The sequence below is a fragment of the Sphingobacterium sp. UBA2480 genome, assembly GCF_002341965.1.
Taxonomy (GTDB): domain Bacteria; phylum Bacteroidota; class Bacteroidia; order Sphingobacteriales; family Sphingobacteriaceae; genus Sphingobacterium; species Sphingobacterium multivorum.
Genome location: NZ_DDPA01000006.1, coordinates 219,528 through 234,846, shown reverse-complemented (window position 1 = coordinate 234,846; position 15,319 = coordinate 219,528). Strand labels below are relative to the sequence as shown.

Genomic DNA, 15,319 nt, shown 5'->3' with positions numbered 1-15,319 from the left:
CCGATGACCAACAAAGAAAACTTTGAGATTATTTATAAAGAATATGCGCCGGCCATCCGCAAGTTATGCCTCAGTTATACTGGAGACCCAGATAATGCAGATGATTTAGTCCAAGAGACCTTCATTACTGTATGGAAAAAACTCGACGGTTTTCGCAATGATGCAAAATTAAGCACCTGGATCTACAGAATAGCGATCAATAATTGCTTGACGAGCATGCGAAAAAAGAATCAACATGTAAAAAAAATAACTGACTCAAACTGCATCGATATACCCGAGGATTCAACGAATGAAAAAGTACAACAGATTGATCTGCTGTATAAATGTATCAGCAAACTAAAAGAAGCGGATAGAGTACTGATCACATTGGTATTAGATGAAAAACCTTATGAGCAAATAGCAGAAATTACGGGAATTACAGAGAATAATCTCCGTGTTAAAATCCATCGAATTAAAAAAGAATTAACTGAAATTTTCCATAAATATGCAAGACTTTAACGATTTACAACATCTTTGGAAACAGGATAGCAAACAACATATCTTGTCCCCAAAACGCCTGAGTAAGGTCAAAGACTTTCGTCAGGAATTAATAAGGAAAGAAATAACCGGTGCTGTGTTATTGCTTGTAACAGGATTAATTATTCTTGCGCTAGCATATTTCCTTGATTTTAGACACAAAACGCTGGCATTGTACACAGCGATGTTTATCGTATCCTGCCTTTGTTTTATACAGGCATCCTTAATGATGACCACTGTAGCTAAAATCAAAAAGATCAATGAAGTAGCTTTACCTACCGAGCATTTACAACAGTGGCAACAGTTTGATTCCTTTAGAAAGAAAAGAATTCATTGGAATATGCCCATTTATCATTTAATTCTCTGTATAGCAATCTCGATCTATCTTCGGGAAATCCTAGTGGGTGCCAGTTTCAACTATTATTTACTCACTTACCTTCCAACCTACAGTTGGATGCTATTTTCCTACTTTTATTTAGGCAAAAGACAACTCGCTAAAATTGATCGATCCATCAACGAAGTTATTTTTGAATTACAAGAACTAGAACGACAATTCGGGAATTGAAAAATCGGATCGTGTTTGCTCCTTAAAAATACTTTCATAGCTCCATTTTTAATTGCAATTTCCTTAAAACAAGGTTATGATCACATCTAAAGCGAAAATATCCACCAAGGCGGAGTTTTTTTTGTCGCCAATATGACATCGGAAAGAGGGGCACCCCTTAAAAATAACCAACTGGTATTCAACTACATTTCTATTTAAGAGTGCTAAAACTGCTTTTAAACAAAGAAAAATGTAAAATAAGTTTTGTAATTCTACCCAAAATTTCTACTTTTGTCGCGGAGAGTTGGCAGAGTGGTCGAATGCGGCGGTCTTGAAAACCGTTAACTGTCACAGGTTCGGGGGTTCGAATCCCTCACTCTCCGCAGAAAAAGCCTTTCAGAAATGAAAGGCTTTTTGCATTTTAGCCCAATCCGTCCCCTTACTCTTCTTAAGAACTAACCTCAAGTTTATATCCTTTACCACGTATAACCGTAATTTTGATAGTCGGATCAAACTCCAATTTTTTTCTAAGTTTTGATATAAACATATCTAGACTGCGCCCGACAATAATCCCCTCATCTTCCCAAATCTCTTTTTGCAGCCGGGTTCGTGCTATCGTCTGGTTAGGTGACAAGGCGAAAATATGCAACAGACGAGTTTCCGTTCCGGTGAGATCAATCGTGTTGTCGTGAATGACCATTTCTCGCTCCTGCGGATTAAACAAAACTGACCCTAAGGCTAAAACAGAGTTATTTCGATCGTACAACACAGCACTTCGCCTCCGATCCGTTTTCAAAAAAATGAATCCAGCAAATACTAAAAACCACAGAATAATCAAAAAAAGGCTACTCGCTGCCGTGTTTATTCCGGTAGGTTTAAATTTAATGTTAACCATGTAACATCCTTTAGGTTGCACTCTTCCTCTGCAAGCAATAATATCATCTTTTTTATTACTGGAAATAGCATATCCATAAGCTACGCTTGAGTTGCCACAATTCAGGACGTTAACAACGTAATCACTGGCAAGAGGATCATTGACCAACAGGCGCTGAATAGCACTCACCAGCGAGTCCGGTTTAAAGGTGATTTCATTCTCAAACCTGATCTGATATTCATTTTCTTGAATCTTTTCAATCGGAAGCACCCTTGATCTACTGTCACCCGACTGTGTAAGCAGTTCATCCCCTATCCGCCGAAGCAAAACTTCTCTCCTGGCGCTATCAAAATCGTCTGTACCAGTCTTATCAAAAGCGATAAAGGCCATTGCAATAAACAAGAGCATTATCCCGCCATACAAGTACTTCCGGTTCCCTGAGAAAATATTTCGGCTTTCAGACATACGATTTACAATTTATTTACAAAGATTACATCACTATTTACAGTCTAAATCCCACTATATAAGTATCATCAACGTATTTTTGTTACATCACGCTAAAAAGGATACGAGAAAAAAGTTTGAACGGATCTAATTTACTGTGATAAATCGAATCTTCATTAAATTTTTAAAAATATGAAAAAAATTATCTATTTATTGGTCTTACCGCTTGCCATAGGAAGCGGCTTGGCATTTGCCAATCGCGAAATCAAAAATGAAACTTTTAAAAAATCGGCTGCGAAATCACGCACTCGTTCTGAAATGACCGCCGAAAGGAATAAATGGGAAGCGAGTCCTAATGGTATAAAGTTCAAAAAATGGCAAGAATCTCCCGAAGGCATAAAAGTACTTGACAACGCGGCGAAAATAAACAATCAGATAAAGAATTCTGCCGACATAGCCGCAGTTGTAACTTCGCTTTATCTTCCACTAGGAGCACAGTTAGGTTTCGGTGTGATGGTTAGAATTAATCGTGAAGACTATATTCTCAGTTTTGGCCAGGAAAATTCCAATGAATTTCAACAATTGCGAAGCTTGAAAGTAAACGACAAAATAACGATAAGGGGTCGTGGTGTCATGTACGCGCCTAAGTATTCGTATCCAATAGTAGCGGGCGACTATGTACAAAGAGATAACAAAATAATTTATAAACGCATACCTAACCAAGGCGCTTGCTGAGTAACGTAACAACCACTCCACAAGAAAAGCCTTTCAGCATTGAAGGGCTTTTTTGCAAACACAACTATTTGTACAAAAATTAAAATCACAACGAAAGTAACCTTGTTACTCAAATTAAGTCACCAAACCAACTCGATAAATTTCGACAGCCTAGCAACCGACCTAAATTGGATGAAAGGAAAAATAACAAGCGAATTAAACAAATCTGATCAACAACGAACAAACCAAAACACCAGGTAAAAAAACTGATTACCAACAGTTAAGAAAAAAAAAACAGAAAGTATCTAAAAAAAACTTCATTTTTTTTTTTTTAAACACTGTGGAATCCATTCTTTTCTGCCATCATTATAAGGAGTAACAACAACGTGTTAACCTAAAGATGACGATCATGGCAGAATTAAATCAAAAAACGCAAGAAACGGGAAAGAAAAAAATAAGAAGCAGGAAAATGGCCCCTAAAGTAGATTTAACAGCGATGGTAGACCTCGCATTTCTTCTCATTACATTTTTTATGTTGACCACAACATTAAATAAACCATCTGCAATGGATATCGCCATGCCAGACAAAACTAAATCAGCTATAGAAAGTTCGGTTCTTATTGATGAAAACCGCACGGCAACTCTTATCCTGGGCGAAGGAAAATTCATGTGGTATCATGGGGATTTCAAAAAACCGATCAGCTCTTCACAAATACCGGTAGATATCGACAAAGGGCTCTCGGCTGTTATTGCACAGTTAAAAGCTAAGATTAGCACCATGCCCAATACAAAGGACATGATTGTATTGATTAAACCTAGCAAAGAAGCGCGCACGAAAGATGTTATTCAAACGATAGACCATTTGAAGGACCAGCATATCGCACGTTACGTAATCAGTAAAACGCAAATCGAAGAAGAAAAGCAATTGCTCGCTGCACTCCAGTAACATTGATTTAAACGATATCTTGTCCATGCTTTGAGATAACCTATTGAATGAGCCTTTCATAGGTAAAATCAATTAGTGATCAAAAAATGCGGAAATGCTTACTATTTGATCAAATATACAATAACAAGTTTACCGAAAGATCGTATGATCCATCGATCTTTCGGTAGATTCCAGACGCGTAGCCTATATTATCTTTTATCCAGATTATTCCAATAACGTTCCACATTTTCTTTTACTTCAACCGGTAGGGATGCATAATTGTCCGAAAACGTTGTTTGGCTATAACCATCTGCTTCCTCTGCACGGAGACGGTAAAACTTATTCTTATAAAGAACTAGTCCAATACAGCTTAGCTGCTTTTGCAGGTCATCCTTTGGATGCCTTGAATAGATAAATAATGCATCCAATTTACCATCCCTATCCGCATCAAAAAATGCCTTTCGAGATTCCCAAACCGACGTAACAATCCCTTCTTCGGATATCAATTCATCAGCCACAAGCTGCCACATTCCATCGATCTGCTGAAATTGTTGTACATAAAGTTTATCGGGATCAGCACCCCGTTCCTCTTTTGAAAAAACAATATAATTATCTTCTTTTGGAGTCTGAAGGCGTTCCACTTGTAACACACGCTTCCCCTTAAATGGAAAACCAGAAGACTGAAAATTTTCCTTATTGATCGAAATTGTTGTAACCTGTGCCTCAACAGCATAAAATCCCATCGATAATAGGATTAAAAGAACGTATTTTCCCATATGTTTTTCCCTTAGTATTGAGTCAATTTACTGACAATAAAAGAGAATTACAAAATTTCAACGAGACATCTTTACATCCAAGTGATGCGATTCTCTATAAATGTCACTACATTTAATCCAGATAAACATCATGAAAAAGTTTTTGATCCAGCTATAGGCCTTTATTCATGAGCATAGATCATACGCCGATGAAACAGGATATTCAGACACTCGATAACATTAAAGTATTAGTAGATCAATTCTATACGACGATAAGTAAAGATACTTTGCTCGGACCTATTTTTAAAGAACGAATCCAAGACAATTGGGCTATACATCTTGAAAAGATGTATAGTTTCTGGCAGACTATCCTGCTGGATGAACATAGTTATTTCGGCAGCCCTTTTCCACCCCATATCAATTTACCCATTGATGCACAACACTTTGATCAATGGCTCAATTTATTCGAAGCAACAGTAGATTGCTTATACAGTGGACAAAAGGCCGAAGAGGCCAAATGGCGTGCGCAGAAAATGGCCCAAATGTTTCAGTTCAAACTGGAATACCTGCAGGCCAACCCCAACAAGAAACCCTTGATCTAAAGTTGGCCTACAAAGCCCACTTGATCACATTGATAAATAAAAATTAATCCATAAAAAAAGCCCTTGGAAACTATCCAGGGCTTTTTTAGTTGATGTGATTCAATTTATGCTTTTTCTTCTTTTAAGGAAGTAGATTCTTTTTTGGGTTCCTTTTCTTCGAAACCTGAGCGTAAAATTTCATCCCATAAGGAAGAACTTACTCCAAAGCCTTTTTCGGGATCAGAATAATGATGCAACATATGGTGCTGCTTGATGCGTTTGAAAATGCCGCTTTTAAAATTAGCATGGTGCATCGCATAATGACATTCGTCATAGATCAAATACCCCACCATAAAACCTGAGAAAAAGCAGGCCAGGATAAACTCATTCGAGAAAAACAATGTAAAACCAAGATACACCAAAAGAGCGAGTGGAATACTCGCTGACAATGGCATCACCAAACGCATACGGTCTCTTGGGTAATCATGATGCACACCATGGAAAATAAAAGCAATTCGCTTTCCCCATTCCGTTGTCGGGTGAAAATGAAATACCCAACGATGTAATGCATATTCAAAAGCAGTCCAGAAAGCTAAACCAAAAATAAAATACCCCATGTATGTTAAGAAGGAAACCTCTCCCCAAACTAGCGCTTTATACGAAAAGAACACAACCACGGGTACATAGAAAATCAAAGGTACACTCCAATGCACCTTCGTCAAAGACTCTAAAAAGTCATTCTTGAACATGCGCGTAGATTCCGTAGAATTTGAAACATAATTACGCTTTGCCATAATACTATTTTTATTATTCCCTTACAAAAATAGATATTTTAAGCACAAATGAAGAAGGTTTCTGATGAGAAAAACAAAATAACTGACCTTTTTAATAAAAAGGTTAAACGACGATCATTACCCCGGTTAAGTTAAACCCTTTTTATTCCATCTCCTCCCCTAAATTTCACTCTTTTCGCTTCAATCACCTAAAATCTAAGCATCAGAAAATTGACAAATCCAAGACAGTTCACTTATTTAAAATTGACTGTTCCACCAGCCATTTTCTTTTCTACACGTTGTTCTGGTTTTCCATAAACATCAATGACGCCACCGCCACGTGTTTTGGTTTCGATGGAATCAGTAACATAAACATCCGCTTTACCACCACCATTGACGGTTACCACCGTGGTGTTCGTCTTAAAATCTTTTCCTTCATATTTACCGCCAAAATTCGAAATGATCTCCTGTTTGTTTGCCTTTCCATACAAAGCGATTGTAGCACCTGAGGTCACTTTTATTTCAGCTGTTTTTACCGCTGTATAGAGATCGACCAGACCACCTTCTGAAGCATATACTTTTAAGTGATCAGCAGCAACTGTATTATTTGTGGTCGCAAATACCTTGGCCCCTTTTTTTGCTTCCACATTGTTCAAACTCTTGTAATACACCTTCACAGAGATATTCCCCCCTTGCAGCATGTTCAACGTATTCATTTTCAAAACCAAGGATCCATTTGTGTTGACCACCTTAACATTCTCGTGATTCTGTCCTTCAAACGTCACCAAGGACTCGTCGGACTTAATCAACTCCACCTGAATCTTGTCTGTCGCTACAACCGAAGAAAAATCGCCAACATTTTGCTTCACCTGCCCAAACCCCATTTGGGCAATTAATAAAAGAATTACACTGACTCCTAAAAATTTCATATTTACTTGACTTTTTATTGTTGTTCGTCAAAAAATAAGCCAATTCCTACTAAGAACAATATTTTTAACCTATTTTGACATAAAAAAATGCCCCCATAAAGTGTTTAACTTTTTGGGGGCACTAAAGACGTTTTTATAATCTATTTTTTAGCTTATACTTATAGTTTGCTATTGACATCTACTGCATTCAAATCAGCGAACGCTTCTTTCAGACGAGCAACAAAAGTTTCTTCACCTTTACGTAACCAAACGCGTGGATCGTAATATTTTTTATTCGGAGAATCAGCTCCTTCAGGATTACCGATTTGACCTTGCAAATAATCGTGGTTTTTCGCTTCATAGGCTCTCACACCATCCCAAAACGCCCATTGCATATCGGTATCAATGTTCATTTTGATTGCACCGTATGAAATCGCTTCTGCAATTTCTTCAGGAGATGAACCAGAACCACCGTGGAATACAAAGTTTACTGGTTTTTCAGCAGTAAGATTATATTTCTCACGAATATATTCTTGTGAATTGTGTAATATAACTGGTTGCAACTTCACATTACCTGGTTTGTAAACACCATGAACGTTACCAAATGCAGCTGCCACTGTAAATTTGTCAGATACTTTAGACAGTTCTTCAAAAGCATAGGCAACCTCTTCCGGCTGAGTATACAGTTTTGAACTATCTACATCCGAGTTGTCAACACCATCTTCTTCACCACCTGTAACACCCAACTCGATCTCCACGGTCATACCAAGTGGTTTCATACGTGCTAAGTATTTAGCTGAAATTTCAATATTTTCTTCAATTGGCTCTTCCGATAAATCCAACATGTGAGAAGAGAACAATGGTTTTCCGTGTTGCGCAAAGAATTTCTCGCCAGCGTCCAACAAACCGTCGATCCAAGGTAAAAGTTTCTTAGCTGCGTGATCTGTATGCAGAATAACCGCTACACCATAATGCTCAGCTAATAAATGAACATGTTGTGCTGCGGATACCGCTCCCAATACACAAGCTTGTAAATTATCGTTGTTCAAGGTTTTACCAGCGTAGAATTGCGCTCCACCATTTGACAATTGAATAATTACAGGAGAATTTACTGCTTTCGCAGTTTCCATAACCGCATTGATAGAGTTTGTTCCGATAATGTTTACCGCAGGCAAAGCAAACTTATGTTTCTTCGCTACCTCAAACAACTCTTGTACTTGATCTCCTGTCAATACACCTTTAAAATCTTTTAGGCTCATATTTCTGTTATTGATTTATTTTAATCTTTCATTATACTTGAAGCTACTAAATTATTAAAAATTATTATTACTTCCTAATTTTTATAGTGTACTAAATACACTATCAATCCATAGGGAATATAGAATCTTAACAAATCATAAACCTCTGATTATTCCTTTGAATAGAATAGTCCACTTGTCCCTATTTTTCCCAATACCATGAACAACAGGATATCCGCAATTATCATTGGATCACAGATAAGGCATCTTGAATGTATTCAGAAATACGAATTATTTTAAATATTGTGTCGAGATTGATTAAATTTGGATTCACCAAATTGTCACTATTATGCTACAGGTATACGGTATCAAAAATTGTAACACAGTAAAAAAAGCACTTACATGGTTGGAAGACAACAATATCCCCTTTCAATTTCATGACTTCAAAAAAGAAGGTGTCAGTGAGGATAAATTAAAAGAATGGGAAACACAGGTAGACTGGCAGGCCTTAGTGAATAAAAAGGGAACTACATGGAAAAAACTATCTCCGGAAACTCAAGAACAAGTCGTAGACAGTAATAGCGCCAATAAGGTGCTTCAGGAAAACACGAGTATGATTAAACGTCCCGTTATTGAATACAATAAAGGCATATTACTTGGTTTTAATGAAACAGAGTACGTAACAAATTTAAAATAGTTCCAGAAAGCTCCCTGGAATGGAGGTCTTAAAAAGCCTCCAATTGTACCAAATACACCTTTAAAGTCCCCCTTTTTCCCTTAACTTTTAAGACGTCGTTTTCGTTTTTTTTGGCTCAATGTACTTTTCATTGTATATTGGAGCAAATAAACATAATTTAAGTAAACGTATGATGAAAAGAATTGCACTGGCTTCTTTAAGCCTTGTTGCGTTGAGCTATGCTTATCCGGCCTTTGCACAGGAGAAAACATCCAATTATAGCTATACTGAGGCCTTTGCACCCTTGTTTTTTAAAAATAATGGTAACGAATATCGTTCCGCAGCCGGAAAACCGGGCCCTGCCTACTGGCAAAATGCAGCCGATTATAAAATTCAGGCTTCCCTGAATGATCAAAATGATCAAATTACAGGAGCTGTTGAGATTACTTATAGTAACAATAGTCCGGACAATATGAACTATCTGTGGTTGCAGTTAGATCAAAATATGTTTTCACAACATGGCCGTGGTCAATTGATCTCCCCCTTGACCGACAGCCGTTACGGTGATGGCAACTCCACTTTTGATGGTGGATATCAGATACAATCGGTTACGGACGTAAACGGAAATACGATCGAACATATTATTGACGATACCCGCATGCAGCTTCGACTTCCGACAGCATTAAAGAGCAAGGGCGGAAAAATAACTTTTAAGATTAAATACCAATACACCGTTCCTAAATATGGAGCTGATCGTACCGGTATACTTGATACAAAAAACGGAAAAATCTATGCCATTGCACAATGGTTCCCAAGACTGTGTGTCTATGACGACATTAGAGGTTGGAATACGCTTCCTTATACAGGACCAGGAGAGTTCTATCGTGAATTCGGAAATTACCAGGTTGAGATCACTACTCCAGCAAACCACATGGTTGTCTTGGGTGGCGAATTGTTAAACCCACAGGAAGTATTTACAGCTGAGCAACTCAAACGATACCAACAGGCACAACGTAGCGATGAAACCGTAATCATCCGCTCCGCCGAAGAAGTTACCGCAAAAAACTCCAGACCTGACAAGAAAACCTTAACCTGGAAATATCAACTTAATAATGCGCAAGACATTGCCTGGGCCTCCTCTACGGCATTTATAGTAGATGGTGCGAAGATCAATCTGCCCAGCGGAAAAAAATCCCTTGCTTTGTCAGCCTATCCAATTGAAAGTAACAGTAACAATGCCTGGGAACGCTCGACAGAATATACAAAAGCCGCAATTGAAATCTATTCAAAAAGCTGGTTTGAATATCCTTACCCTGTAGCTGTGAATGTAGCTTCCAATGTTGGTGGAATGGAATACCCAGCCTTGTCGTTCTGTGGCAATCGGGCCAAAGCAGGTTCACTTTGGGGGGTTACTAACCACGAGTTTGGTCACAATTGGTTCCCAATGATTGTCGCATCCAACGAACGTGAACATGGCTGGATGGATGAAGGGTTCAATACATTTATTAACGAACTCGCTACAAAGGAATTCAATAATGGTGAATATTACCGTAATCAGGCGAGCAGATCCTACATCTTTACTGCCCGTAATCTTGAACCGATCATGAGTACTCCGCAAAACATGAAAGAACGTAATATTGGTGCTTTGGTCTACTATAAGCCAGCTTATGGACTGAAATTATTGCGAAACGAAATCATCGGTCCTGAGCGCTTCGATTACGCTTTTAAAAAATATATCCAAGAATGGGCTTACAAACACCCTACTCCAGAGGATTTCTTCAAAGCCATTGAAAACGGTGCTGGAGAAAACCTAAACTGGTTCTGGCGCGGGTGGTTTGTCAACAACTGGCAAATGGACCAAGGTATAAAATCAGTATCCTATGTCAACAACGAGCCAAAATTTGGCGCACTTGTCACCGTGGAAAATCTCGAAAAATTACCGATGCCAGTTATTATTGAAGCGACAACCGTATCGGGCAAGAAGATCCGAAAAAAACTACCGGTGGAAATCTGGGAAAGAAACGATGTATGGCAATTTAAAATACCGACCACAGAATCATTGCAATCCGTACAGTTAGATCCAGACATGGTTATGCCAGACAAGAATCCAGACAATAATTCGTGGAAAGCAAATTAGCAAATTTTCAAAATCTATTCGTTATTTTTGGCTAGAGAACAATCATGAACGTACGGCGTAAACAAAACAGCAAATATCCTGTTCATTCATAGATTGAAAATACATAACTATATTTATTCGCATGAAAATCTTACAAACGATTCTAAGCTGCTTACTTATTACGCTAATGAGTGGACATCTTGTTGCACAGGAAAAAACCAAGGGGATTATTATGGAACTTGTCAGCGGTGAGAAAATCGAGGCTGCACAGATCCAAAATTTAAGAACCAAGGTTGAAGTACAGACCAATAGAGATGGCTCCTTTGCTATTGACGCCAATATAAACGACCTCTTGTTGATCAAGGCCGTCGGATACGAACAGGATACAGTCTTCATTTATGATACAAGCTTACGCAGAATCTATTTGAACAGAATGAATAATGTTATCGAACTGAGTGAAGTTGTCGTCGAACGGATGACAGACAGCAGACTTGCTGCTGAAATCCAGCGCGAGAAGACTTTAGGAAAGTATTCTGACGCCAGTCAAAATCGCGGTGGAGTACGGATTTCTCCAAGCCGCATATTTAGCAAAGAGGGAAAACAAGCGCGTTCAAACTATAAACTTCTGGTCGATGAACTCGAAAAAAGAGCAGTTGACAGAAAGTTCACAGAAAACCTGATTAAAGAATTGACTCCGCTCAATGGTTCGGATCTAGCCCTGTTTAAGGAAAGATTTAGACCATCTTATAAATTTATCCAAAACAGCAGCCAAGAAACTTTGAAGGTCTATATTATGGATAGTTATAAAAAATTTAACGAGAAAAAATAAAAAACAAACACTTTTATCACGTGATTGTCAGAAGGTTTTAAACTGTAATAATTTTTATTTCAGTTTAAAACCTTTTCTGTTACTTTGTGTTATAATTTAGAAAAATCAGCAGAGGATGTTACACAACTTGAGGTTCGCAACAGCATTACACATTATGGTTCTGGCACAGTTAGAGGAGGCAAATCAATGGCTTTCTTCTGAATATATTGCGTCAAGCATTCAGGTCAATGCAAGTGTGGTTCGCAAAGAAATTGCATCTCTTAAAACAGCATCTTTACTCACGAGTAAAGAAGGTAAGGGCGGCGGTATTCGCATAAATCCCGAGAATCCAACGATTACCTTGGCTGATATTTATATCAGCACCAAGCAAAGCGATTTCGGCGGGAAATTTAACAATCCCAATCCGGCCTGTGTTGTTGGCAAAAATATCAACTCCAAACTCCAGGATCTGTATCAGGAAGTCGACACTGATATTGTACAGCGTTTGGAAAAGATAACCCTAGCTGATTTTAGCAAAACATTTAATTAAAGGAAACATGAAAGTAGCAGTAATTGGATCCACAGGATACGTAGGATCTCATCTCGTAAAAGAATTGGTAGACCGCAACTATGACGTCGTTGCAATCGCCCGCCACACCGAAAATATTCCATCGACTGAAAAAGTAACCAAACTCCAAGTAGATATCAATGATAATAATCAATTGGTTTCTGCTCTAAAAGGTGTTGATGTTGTTGTTTCGGCTTTCAATGCCGGATGGACCAACCCTAATCTTTATGAAGATTTTACAAAAGGTGCATTGGCAATCCAACAGGCTGTTAAGGATGCCGGTATCAATCGTTTCATTGTTATTGGTGGTGCAGGAAGTTTATTGATTGATGGAAATAGACTGGTCGATTCACCGGATTTTCCAAAAGAAATTAAACCTGGGGCTTTAGCTGCAGCAGATTACCTGAAAACCATCCAAAAAGAAGATCAACTTACCTGGACCATGTTTAGTCCTGCTATAGAAATGAATTCCCATGCTGGTGGAACCCGTACAGGAAAATACCGTACAGGCCTTGATGCTCCTGTATTTGACCAGGAAGGTCGATCTAGGTTATCAGTAGAGGATCTTGCTGTAGCAATAGCAGACGAAATTGAGAACAAACAATTCCTCAATAAACGCTTTACAGCAGCATATTAGTACCCAAACAAGCATTTGATTCAGATTTTATTACAAAAGGGAGGAGCAATCTTCCCTTTTTTCATTGAGATCATTTATATTTGACATTAATTAAACAATTAAAAAGCTAAATAATCGTAAAGAATTAATCCTATGCTATTTAAAAAATCGATTCCTCAACTCATTGCTGAAGCAAATGAAAATGGTGAACACACGCTAAAGAGGACACTGTCCAGCTCGGGCCTTATCGCCCTCGGTGTTGGGGCCATCATTGGGGCAGGACTTTTCTCCCTAACAGGAATTGCCGCTGCTGAAAATGCAGGGCCAGCTGTTATCCTATCTTTCATTATCGCAGCAGTAGGCTGTGGGTTCGCAGGTCTTTGTTATGCCGAATTTGCCTCTATGATTCCTGTTGCAGGAAGTGCTTACACGTATTCCTATGCCACAATGGGTGAATTTGTCGCCTGGATTATCGGCTGGGATCTCGTCCTCGAATATGCACTAGCAGGAGCTACAGTAGCCGTCAGCTGGTCCCAATATTTCAACCAGCTCCTGATGATATTCCACATCCAACTCCCCGATACCCTACTCAAAGGCCCTTGGGAAGGTGGCGTGGTTAACTTACCTGCGATCATTATTGTTTGTTTACTCTCGCTATTGCTGATGCGTGGCACACAGGAATCATCCCGTGTAAACAATATTTTGGTAATTCTAAAAGTCGGCGTCGTATTGATTTTTATCGCCTTGGGTTGGAGTTTTATCAATCCTGCAAACCACGATCCATTTATTCCTGTAAATGCAGGTGAAGAGCTTGTAAAAAGTGGGCAACAAAGCTTCTGGTCATTTCTAAAGAGTGATGACTTTGGCCACTTTGGCATCAGCGGTGTATTGCGTGCTGCAGGCGTTGTATTTTTTGCATTCATCGGTTTTGACGCGGTGAGTACAGCTGCCCAAGAAGCAAAAAATCCAAAAAAAGGTATGCCTATAGGTATCATCGGTTCATTAATAATCTGTACACTTTTGTATGTTTTATTCTCCTACGTAATGACCGGAATCGAACATTACACGATGTTTAAGGGGGACGCTAAGCCAGTTGCGACAGCTTTTGCCAGAACAGGCTACCATTTCTTAAATACAGCGTTGATTATTACGATTATTGCAGGATACACTTCAGTTATTCTCGTGATGTTACTTGGTCAGAGCCGCGTATTTTATTCGATGAGTAAGGATGGTTTGCTTCCAAAGATATTCTCAGACTTATCCAAAAGACAGACTCCTTGGAAAACAAACGCTATTTTCATGGTATTCGTCAGTATATTCGCAGGTTTCGTTCCAGTTTCAGACCTTGGCCATATGGTAAGTATCGGTACCTTATTTGCCTTCACCCTCGTATGTGTGGGTATTTTAGTACTACGTAAAACAGACCCCAATTTGGAGCGCCCATTTAAAACACCACTGGTTCCTTTCGTTCCGATCATGGGAATCTTGGTCTGTATTTTAATGATGGCTTCATTGCCAATAGAAAGCTGGGAGCGTTTGGCCGTCTGGCTTGGTATAGGCTTATTGATTTATTTTGTATACGGCAAAAAACATAGTGTCATTAGAAAACAACATCAGAACCAACAATAAGCTGGTTAAACATAAAAAAGGCTTCTTTATAGAGAAGCCTTTTTTATGTTTAAGAAATCGAATAGCGCATTCCCTCTATAACGCGCTCAGTTTAAAATAGCCATTCGCAATGGTATCTTCTTCCAAACCGGTCTTTGGGGTAATTTGAATACTATACTGCTCTTTATCACGAGGTAATAGCAAATCTTCGATCTCATAAATATCATCAACATCCAAACCATACTTATCATCGATGTGTGCCGAACTGTGGTGCTTCCAAAAAACAGTCCGTTTTGCCTTTTCAGTAGCCTTGGCCAAACTCGATGCAACAATAAGCTCTTTGTAATGGAACTCATCAAATTCATTCGGTTTGTATCCCCCTAAATTAACAAAAAACAATTTCACTTCCGAATCAACAGCCTGTCCATTCCCCCTTTCAGTAACCTTAATTTCATATTCCCCGATCTTATGGACAATACGGTAGGCATCAATATGGATTTTACCATCAGCCTCAGGCCAAAAATCTTTAATGGGATCAACAAAATCCTTGAGCTCATTCCCAATGCCAAAGAAAATGTCATGCTGTTCTGTCCGTCTATTTTTCGGCTTACAACCGATCAAAATCATAAATAACTTCATAGTCAAAAACCAGTCT

17 protein-coding genes and 1 tRNA gene are annotated in these 15,319 nt (G+C 38.6%); 12 read left to right on the top strand and 6 right to left on the bottom strand.

The features are described 5' to 3' along the window. Positions 1 to 3 precede the first annotated feature (3 nt). From B3600_RS12660 to B3600_RS12650, 3 genes are all read left to right on the top strand, one after another. On the top strand, positions 4 to 498 hold the full coding sequence (locus B3600_RS12660) for an RNA polymerase sigma factor (protein ID WP_046672375.1): 495 nt from the start codon (positions 4 to 6) through the stop codon (positions 496 to 498). Continuing rightward, the gene (locus tag B3600_RS12655) at positions 485 to 1,081 is read left to right on the top strand and encodes a hypothetical protein (protein ID WP_286753179.1); all 597 of its coding nucleotides are present in this window, start codon (positions 485 to 487) and stop codon (positions 1,079 to 1,081) included. Before B3600_RS12660 ends, B3600_RS12655 begins: the two co-directional genes overlap by 14 nt. A gap of 277 nt (positions 1,082 to 1,358) precedes the next feature. Continuing rightward, positions 1,359 to 1,443, top strand: a tRNA-Ser gene (locus B3600_RS12650). 65 nt (positions 1,444 to 1,508) lie between these two features. Here B3600_RS12650 and B3600_RS12645 read toward each other — a convergent pair. Continuing rightward, positions 1,509 to 2,399 carry a winged helix-turn-helix domain-containing protein gene (locus B3600_RS12645; RefSeq protein ID WP_286753178.1) on the bottom strand — a complete coding sequence of 297 codons (891 nt, stop codon included), beginning with the start codon at positions 2,397 to 2,399 and terminating at the stop codon, positions 1,509 to 1,511. 171 nt (positions 2,400 to 2,570) lie between these two features. Between B3600_RS12645 and B3600_RS12640 the strand changes: the two genes are divergently transcribed. Both B3600_RS12640 and B3600_RS12635 read left to right on the top strand, forming a co-directional pair. Beyond that, a complete protein-coding gene (locus B3600_RS12640; RefSeq protein ID WP_286753177.1) occupies positions 2,571 to 3,113 on the top strand; it encodes a hypothetical protein in 543 nt (180 codons plus the stop codon). A 388-nt stretch (positions 3,114 to 3,501) separates the two neighbouring features. Beyond that, positions 3,502 to 4,038, top strand: a complete 537-nt coding sequence (locus B3600_RS12635) for an ExbD/TolR family protein (protein ID WP_070566193.1) — start codon at positions 3,502 to 3,504, stop codon at positions 4,036 to 4,038. Between the two features lie 188 nt (positions 4,039 to 4,226). On the opposite strand, the gene B3600_RS12630 is transcribed toward B3600_RS12635, so the two are convergent. Beyond that, positions 4,227 to 4,793 (bottom strand): hypothetical protein, encoded by a 567-nt coding sequence (locus B3600_RS12630; protein ID WP_070566135.1) that lies wholly within the window; start codon positions 4,791 to 4,793, stop codon positions 4,227 to 4,229. Positions 4,794 to 4,960: 167 nt separating this feature from the next. On the opposite strand from B3600_RS12630, the gene B3600_RS12625 reads away from it, so the two are divergent. Beyond that, positions 4,961 to 5,374, top strand: coding sequence for a group III truncated hemoglobin (locus tag B3600_RS12625; RefSeq protein WP_286753176.1), 414 nt, complete (start codon positions 4,961 to 4,963; stop codon positions 5,372 to 5,374). A gap of 104 nt (positions 5,375 to 5,478) precedes the next feature. Here B3600_RS12625 and B3600_RS12620 read toward each other — a convergent pair whose 3' ends face one another. The 3 genes from B3600_RS12620 to fbaA form a co-directional block, all read right to left on the bottom strand. Beyond that, a complete protein-coding gene (locus B3600_RS12620) occupies positions 5,479 to 6,147 on the bottom strand; it encodes a sterol desaturase family protein (protein ID WP_236585996.1) in 669 nt (222 codons plus the stop codon). 233 nt (positions 6,148 to 6,380) lie between these two features. Further along, complete coding sequence (locus B3600_RS12615; protein WP_286753175.1) at positions 6,381 to 7,055, bottom strand: head GIN domain-containing protein; 675 nt, start codon at positions 7,053 to 7,055, stop codon at positions 6,381 to 6,383. A 158-nt stretch (positions 7,056 to 7,213) separates the two neighbouring features. Beyond that, a complete protein-coding gene (gene fbaA, locus B3600_RS12610) occupies positions 7,214 to 8,293 on the bottom strand; it encodes a class II fructose-bisphosphate aldolase (protein ID WP_046672381.1) in 1,080 nt (359 codons plus the stop codon). Between the two features lie 328 nt (positions 8,294 to 8,621). Here fbaA and B3600_RS12605 point away from each other — a divergent pair, with 328 nt between their 5' ends. The 6 genes from B3600_RS12605 to B3600_RS12580 all read left to right on the top strand — a co-directional run bounded on the left by B3600_RS12605 (position 8,622) and on the right by B3600_RS12580 (position 14,685). Next, positions 8,622 to 8,969 (top strand): ArsC family reductase, encoded by a 348-nt coding sequence (locus B3600_RS12605; protein WP_070566141.1) that lies wholly within the window; start codon positions 8,622 to 8,624, stop codon positions 8,967 to 8,969. Between the two features lie 169 nt (positions 8,970 to 9,138). Beyond that, positions 9,139 to 11,085: a M1 family metallopeptidase gene (locus B3600_RS12600; protein WP_239468752.1), complete on the top strand. Its 1,947-nt coding sequence runs from the start codon at positions 9,139 to 9,141 to the stop codon at positions 11,083 to 11,085. Between the two features lie 121 nt (positions 11,086 to 11,206). After that, positions 11,207 to 11,893, top strand: a complete 687-nt coding sequence (locus B3600_RS12595; RefSeq protein WP_053003519.1) for a hypothetical protein — start codon at positions 11,207 to 11,209, stop codon at positions 11,891 to 11,893. A 115-nt stretch (positions 11,894 to 12,008) separates the two neighbouring features. Continuing rightward, on the top strand, positions 12,009 to 12,422 hold the full coding sequence (locus tag B3600_RS12590; protein ID WP_112375580.1) for an RrF2 family transcriptional regulator: 414 nt from the start codon (positions 12,009 to 12,011) through the stop codon (positions 12,420 to 12,422). A gap of 7 nt (positions 12,423 to 12,429) precedes the next feature. Then, a complete protein-coding gene (locus B3600_RS12585) occupies positions 12,430 to 13,077 on the top strand; it encodes an NAD(P)-dependent oxidoreductase (RefSeq protein ID WP_070566149.1) in 648 nt (215 codons plus the stop codon). A gap of 132 nt (positions 13,078 to 13,209) precedes the next feature. Further along, positions 13,210 to 14,685: an amino acid permease gene (locus B3600_RS12580; RefSeq protein ID WP_046672387.1), complete on the top strand. Its 1,476-nt coding sequence runs from the start codon at positions 13,210 to 13,212 to the stop codon at positions 14,683 to 14,685. A gap of 75 nt (positions 14,686 to 14,760) precedes the next feature. On the opposite strand, the gene B3600_RS12575 is transcribed toward B3600_RS12580, so the two are convergent. After that, positions 14,761 to 15,303, bottom strand: coding sequence for a DUF1543 domain-containing protein (locus B3600_RS12575; protein ID WP_046672388.1), 543 nt, complete (start codon positions 15,301 to 15,303; stop codon positions 14,761 to 14,763). Positions 15,304 to 15,319: the final 16 nt, after the last annotated feature.

Coding starts and splice junctions, on each gene's coding strand:
- B3600_RS12660 (WP_046672375.1), top strand. CDS start 4: ATGACCAACAAAGAAAACTTTGAGATTATTTATAAAGAATATGCGCCG.
- B3600_RS12655 (WP_286753179.1), top strand. CDS start 485: ATGCAAGACTTTAACGATTTACAACATCTTTGGAAACAGGATAGCAAA.
- B3600_RS12645 (WP_286753178.1), bottom strand. CDS start 2,399: ATGTCTGAAAGCCGAAATATTTTCTCAGGGAACCGGAAGTACTTGTAT.
- B3600_RS12640 (WP_286753177.1), top strand. CDS start 2,571: ATGAAAAAAATTATCTATTTATTGGTCTTACCGCTTGCCATAGGAAGC.
- B3600_RS12635 (WP_070566193.1), top strand. CDS start 3,502: ATGGCAGAATTAAATCAAAAAACGCAAGAAACGGGAAAGAAAAAAATA.
- B3600_RS12630 (WP_070566135.1), bottom strand. CDS start 4,793: ATGGGAAAATACGTTCTTTTAATCCTATTATCGATGGGATTTTATGCT.
- B3600_RS12625 (WP_286753176.1), top strand. CDS start 4,961: ATGAGCATAGATCATACGCCGATGAAACAGGATATTCAGACACTCGAT.
- B3600_RS12620 (WP_236585996.1), bottom strand. CDS start 6,147: ATGGCAAAGCGTAATTATGTTTCAAATTCTACGGAATCTACGCGCATG.
- B3600_RS12615 (WP_286753175.1), bottom strand. CDS start 7,055: ATGAAATTTTTAGGAGTCAGTGTAATTCTTTTATTAATTGCCCAAATG.
- fbaA (WP_046672381.1), bottom strand. CDS start 8,293: ATGAGCCTAAAAGATTTTAAAGGTGTATTGACAGGAGATCAAGTACAA.
- B3600_RS12605 (WP_070566141.1), top strand. CDS start 8,622: ATGCTACAGGTATACGGTATCAAAAATTGTAACACAGTAAAAAAAGCA.
- B3600_RS12600 (WP_239468752.1), top strand. CDS start 9,139: ATGATGAAAAGAATTGCACTGGCTTCTTTAAGCCTTGTTGCGTTGAGC.
- B3600_RS12595 (WP_053003519.1), top strand. CDS start 11,207: ATGAAAATCTTACAAACGATTCTAAGCTGCTTACTTATTACGCTAATG.
- B3600_RS12590 (WP_112375580.1), top strand. CDS start 12,009: ATGTTACACAACTTGAGGTTCGCAACAGCATTACACATTATGGTTCTG.
- B3600_RS12585 (WP_070566149.1), top strand. CDS start 12,430: ATGAAAGTAGCAGTAATTGGATCCACAGGATACGTAGGATCTCATCTC.
- B3600_RS12580 (WP_046672387.1), top strand. CDS start 13,210: ATGCTATTTAAAAAATCGATTCCTCAACTCATTGCTGAAGCAAATGAA.
- B3600_RS12575 (WP_046672388.1), bottom strand. CDS start 15,303: ATGAAGTTATTTATGATTTTGATCGGTTGTAAGCCGAAAAATAGACGG.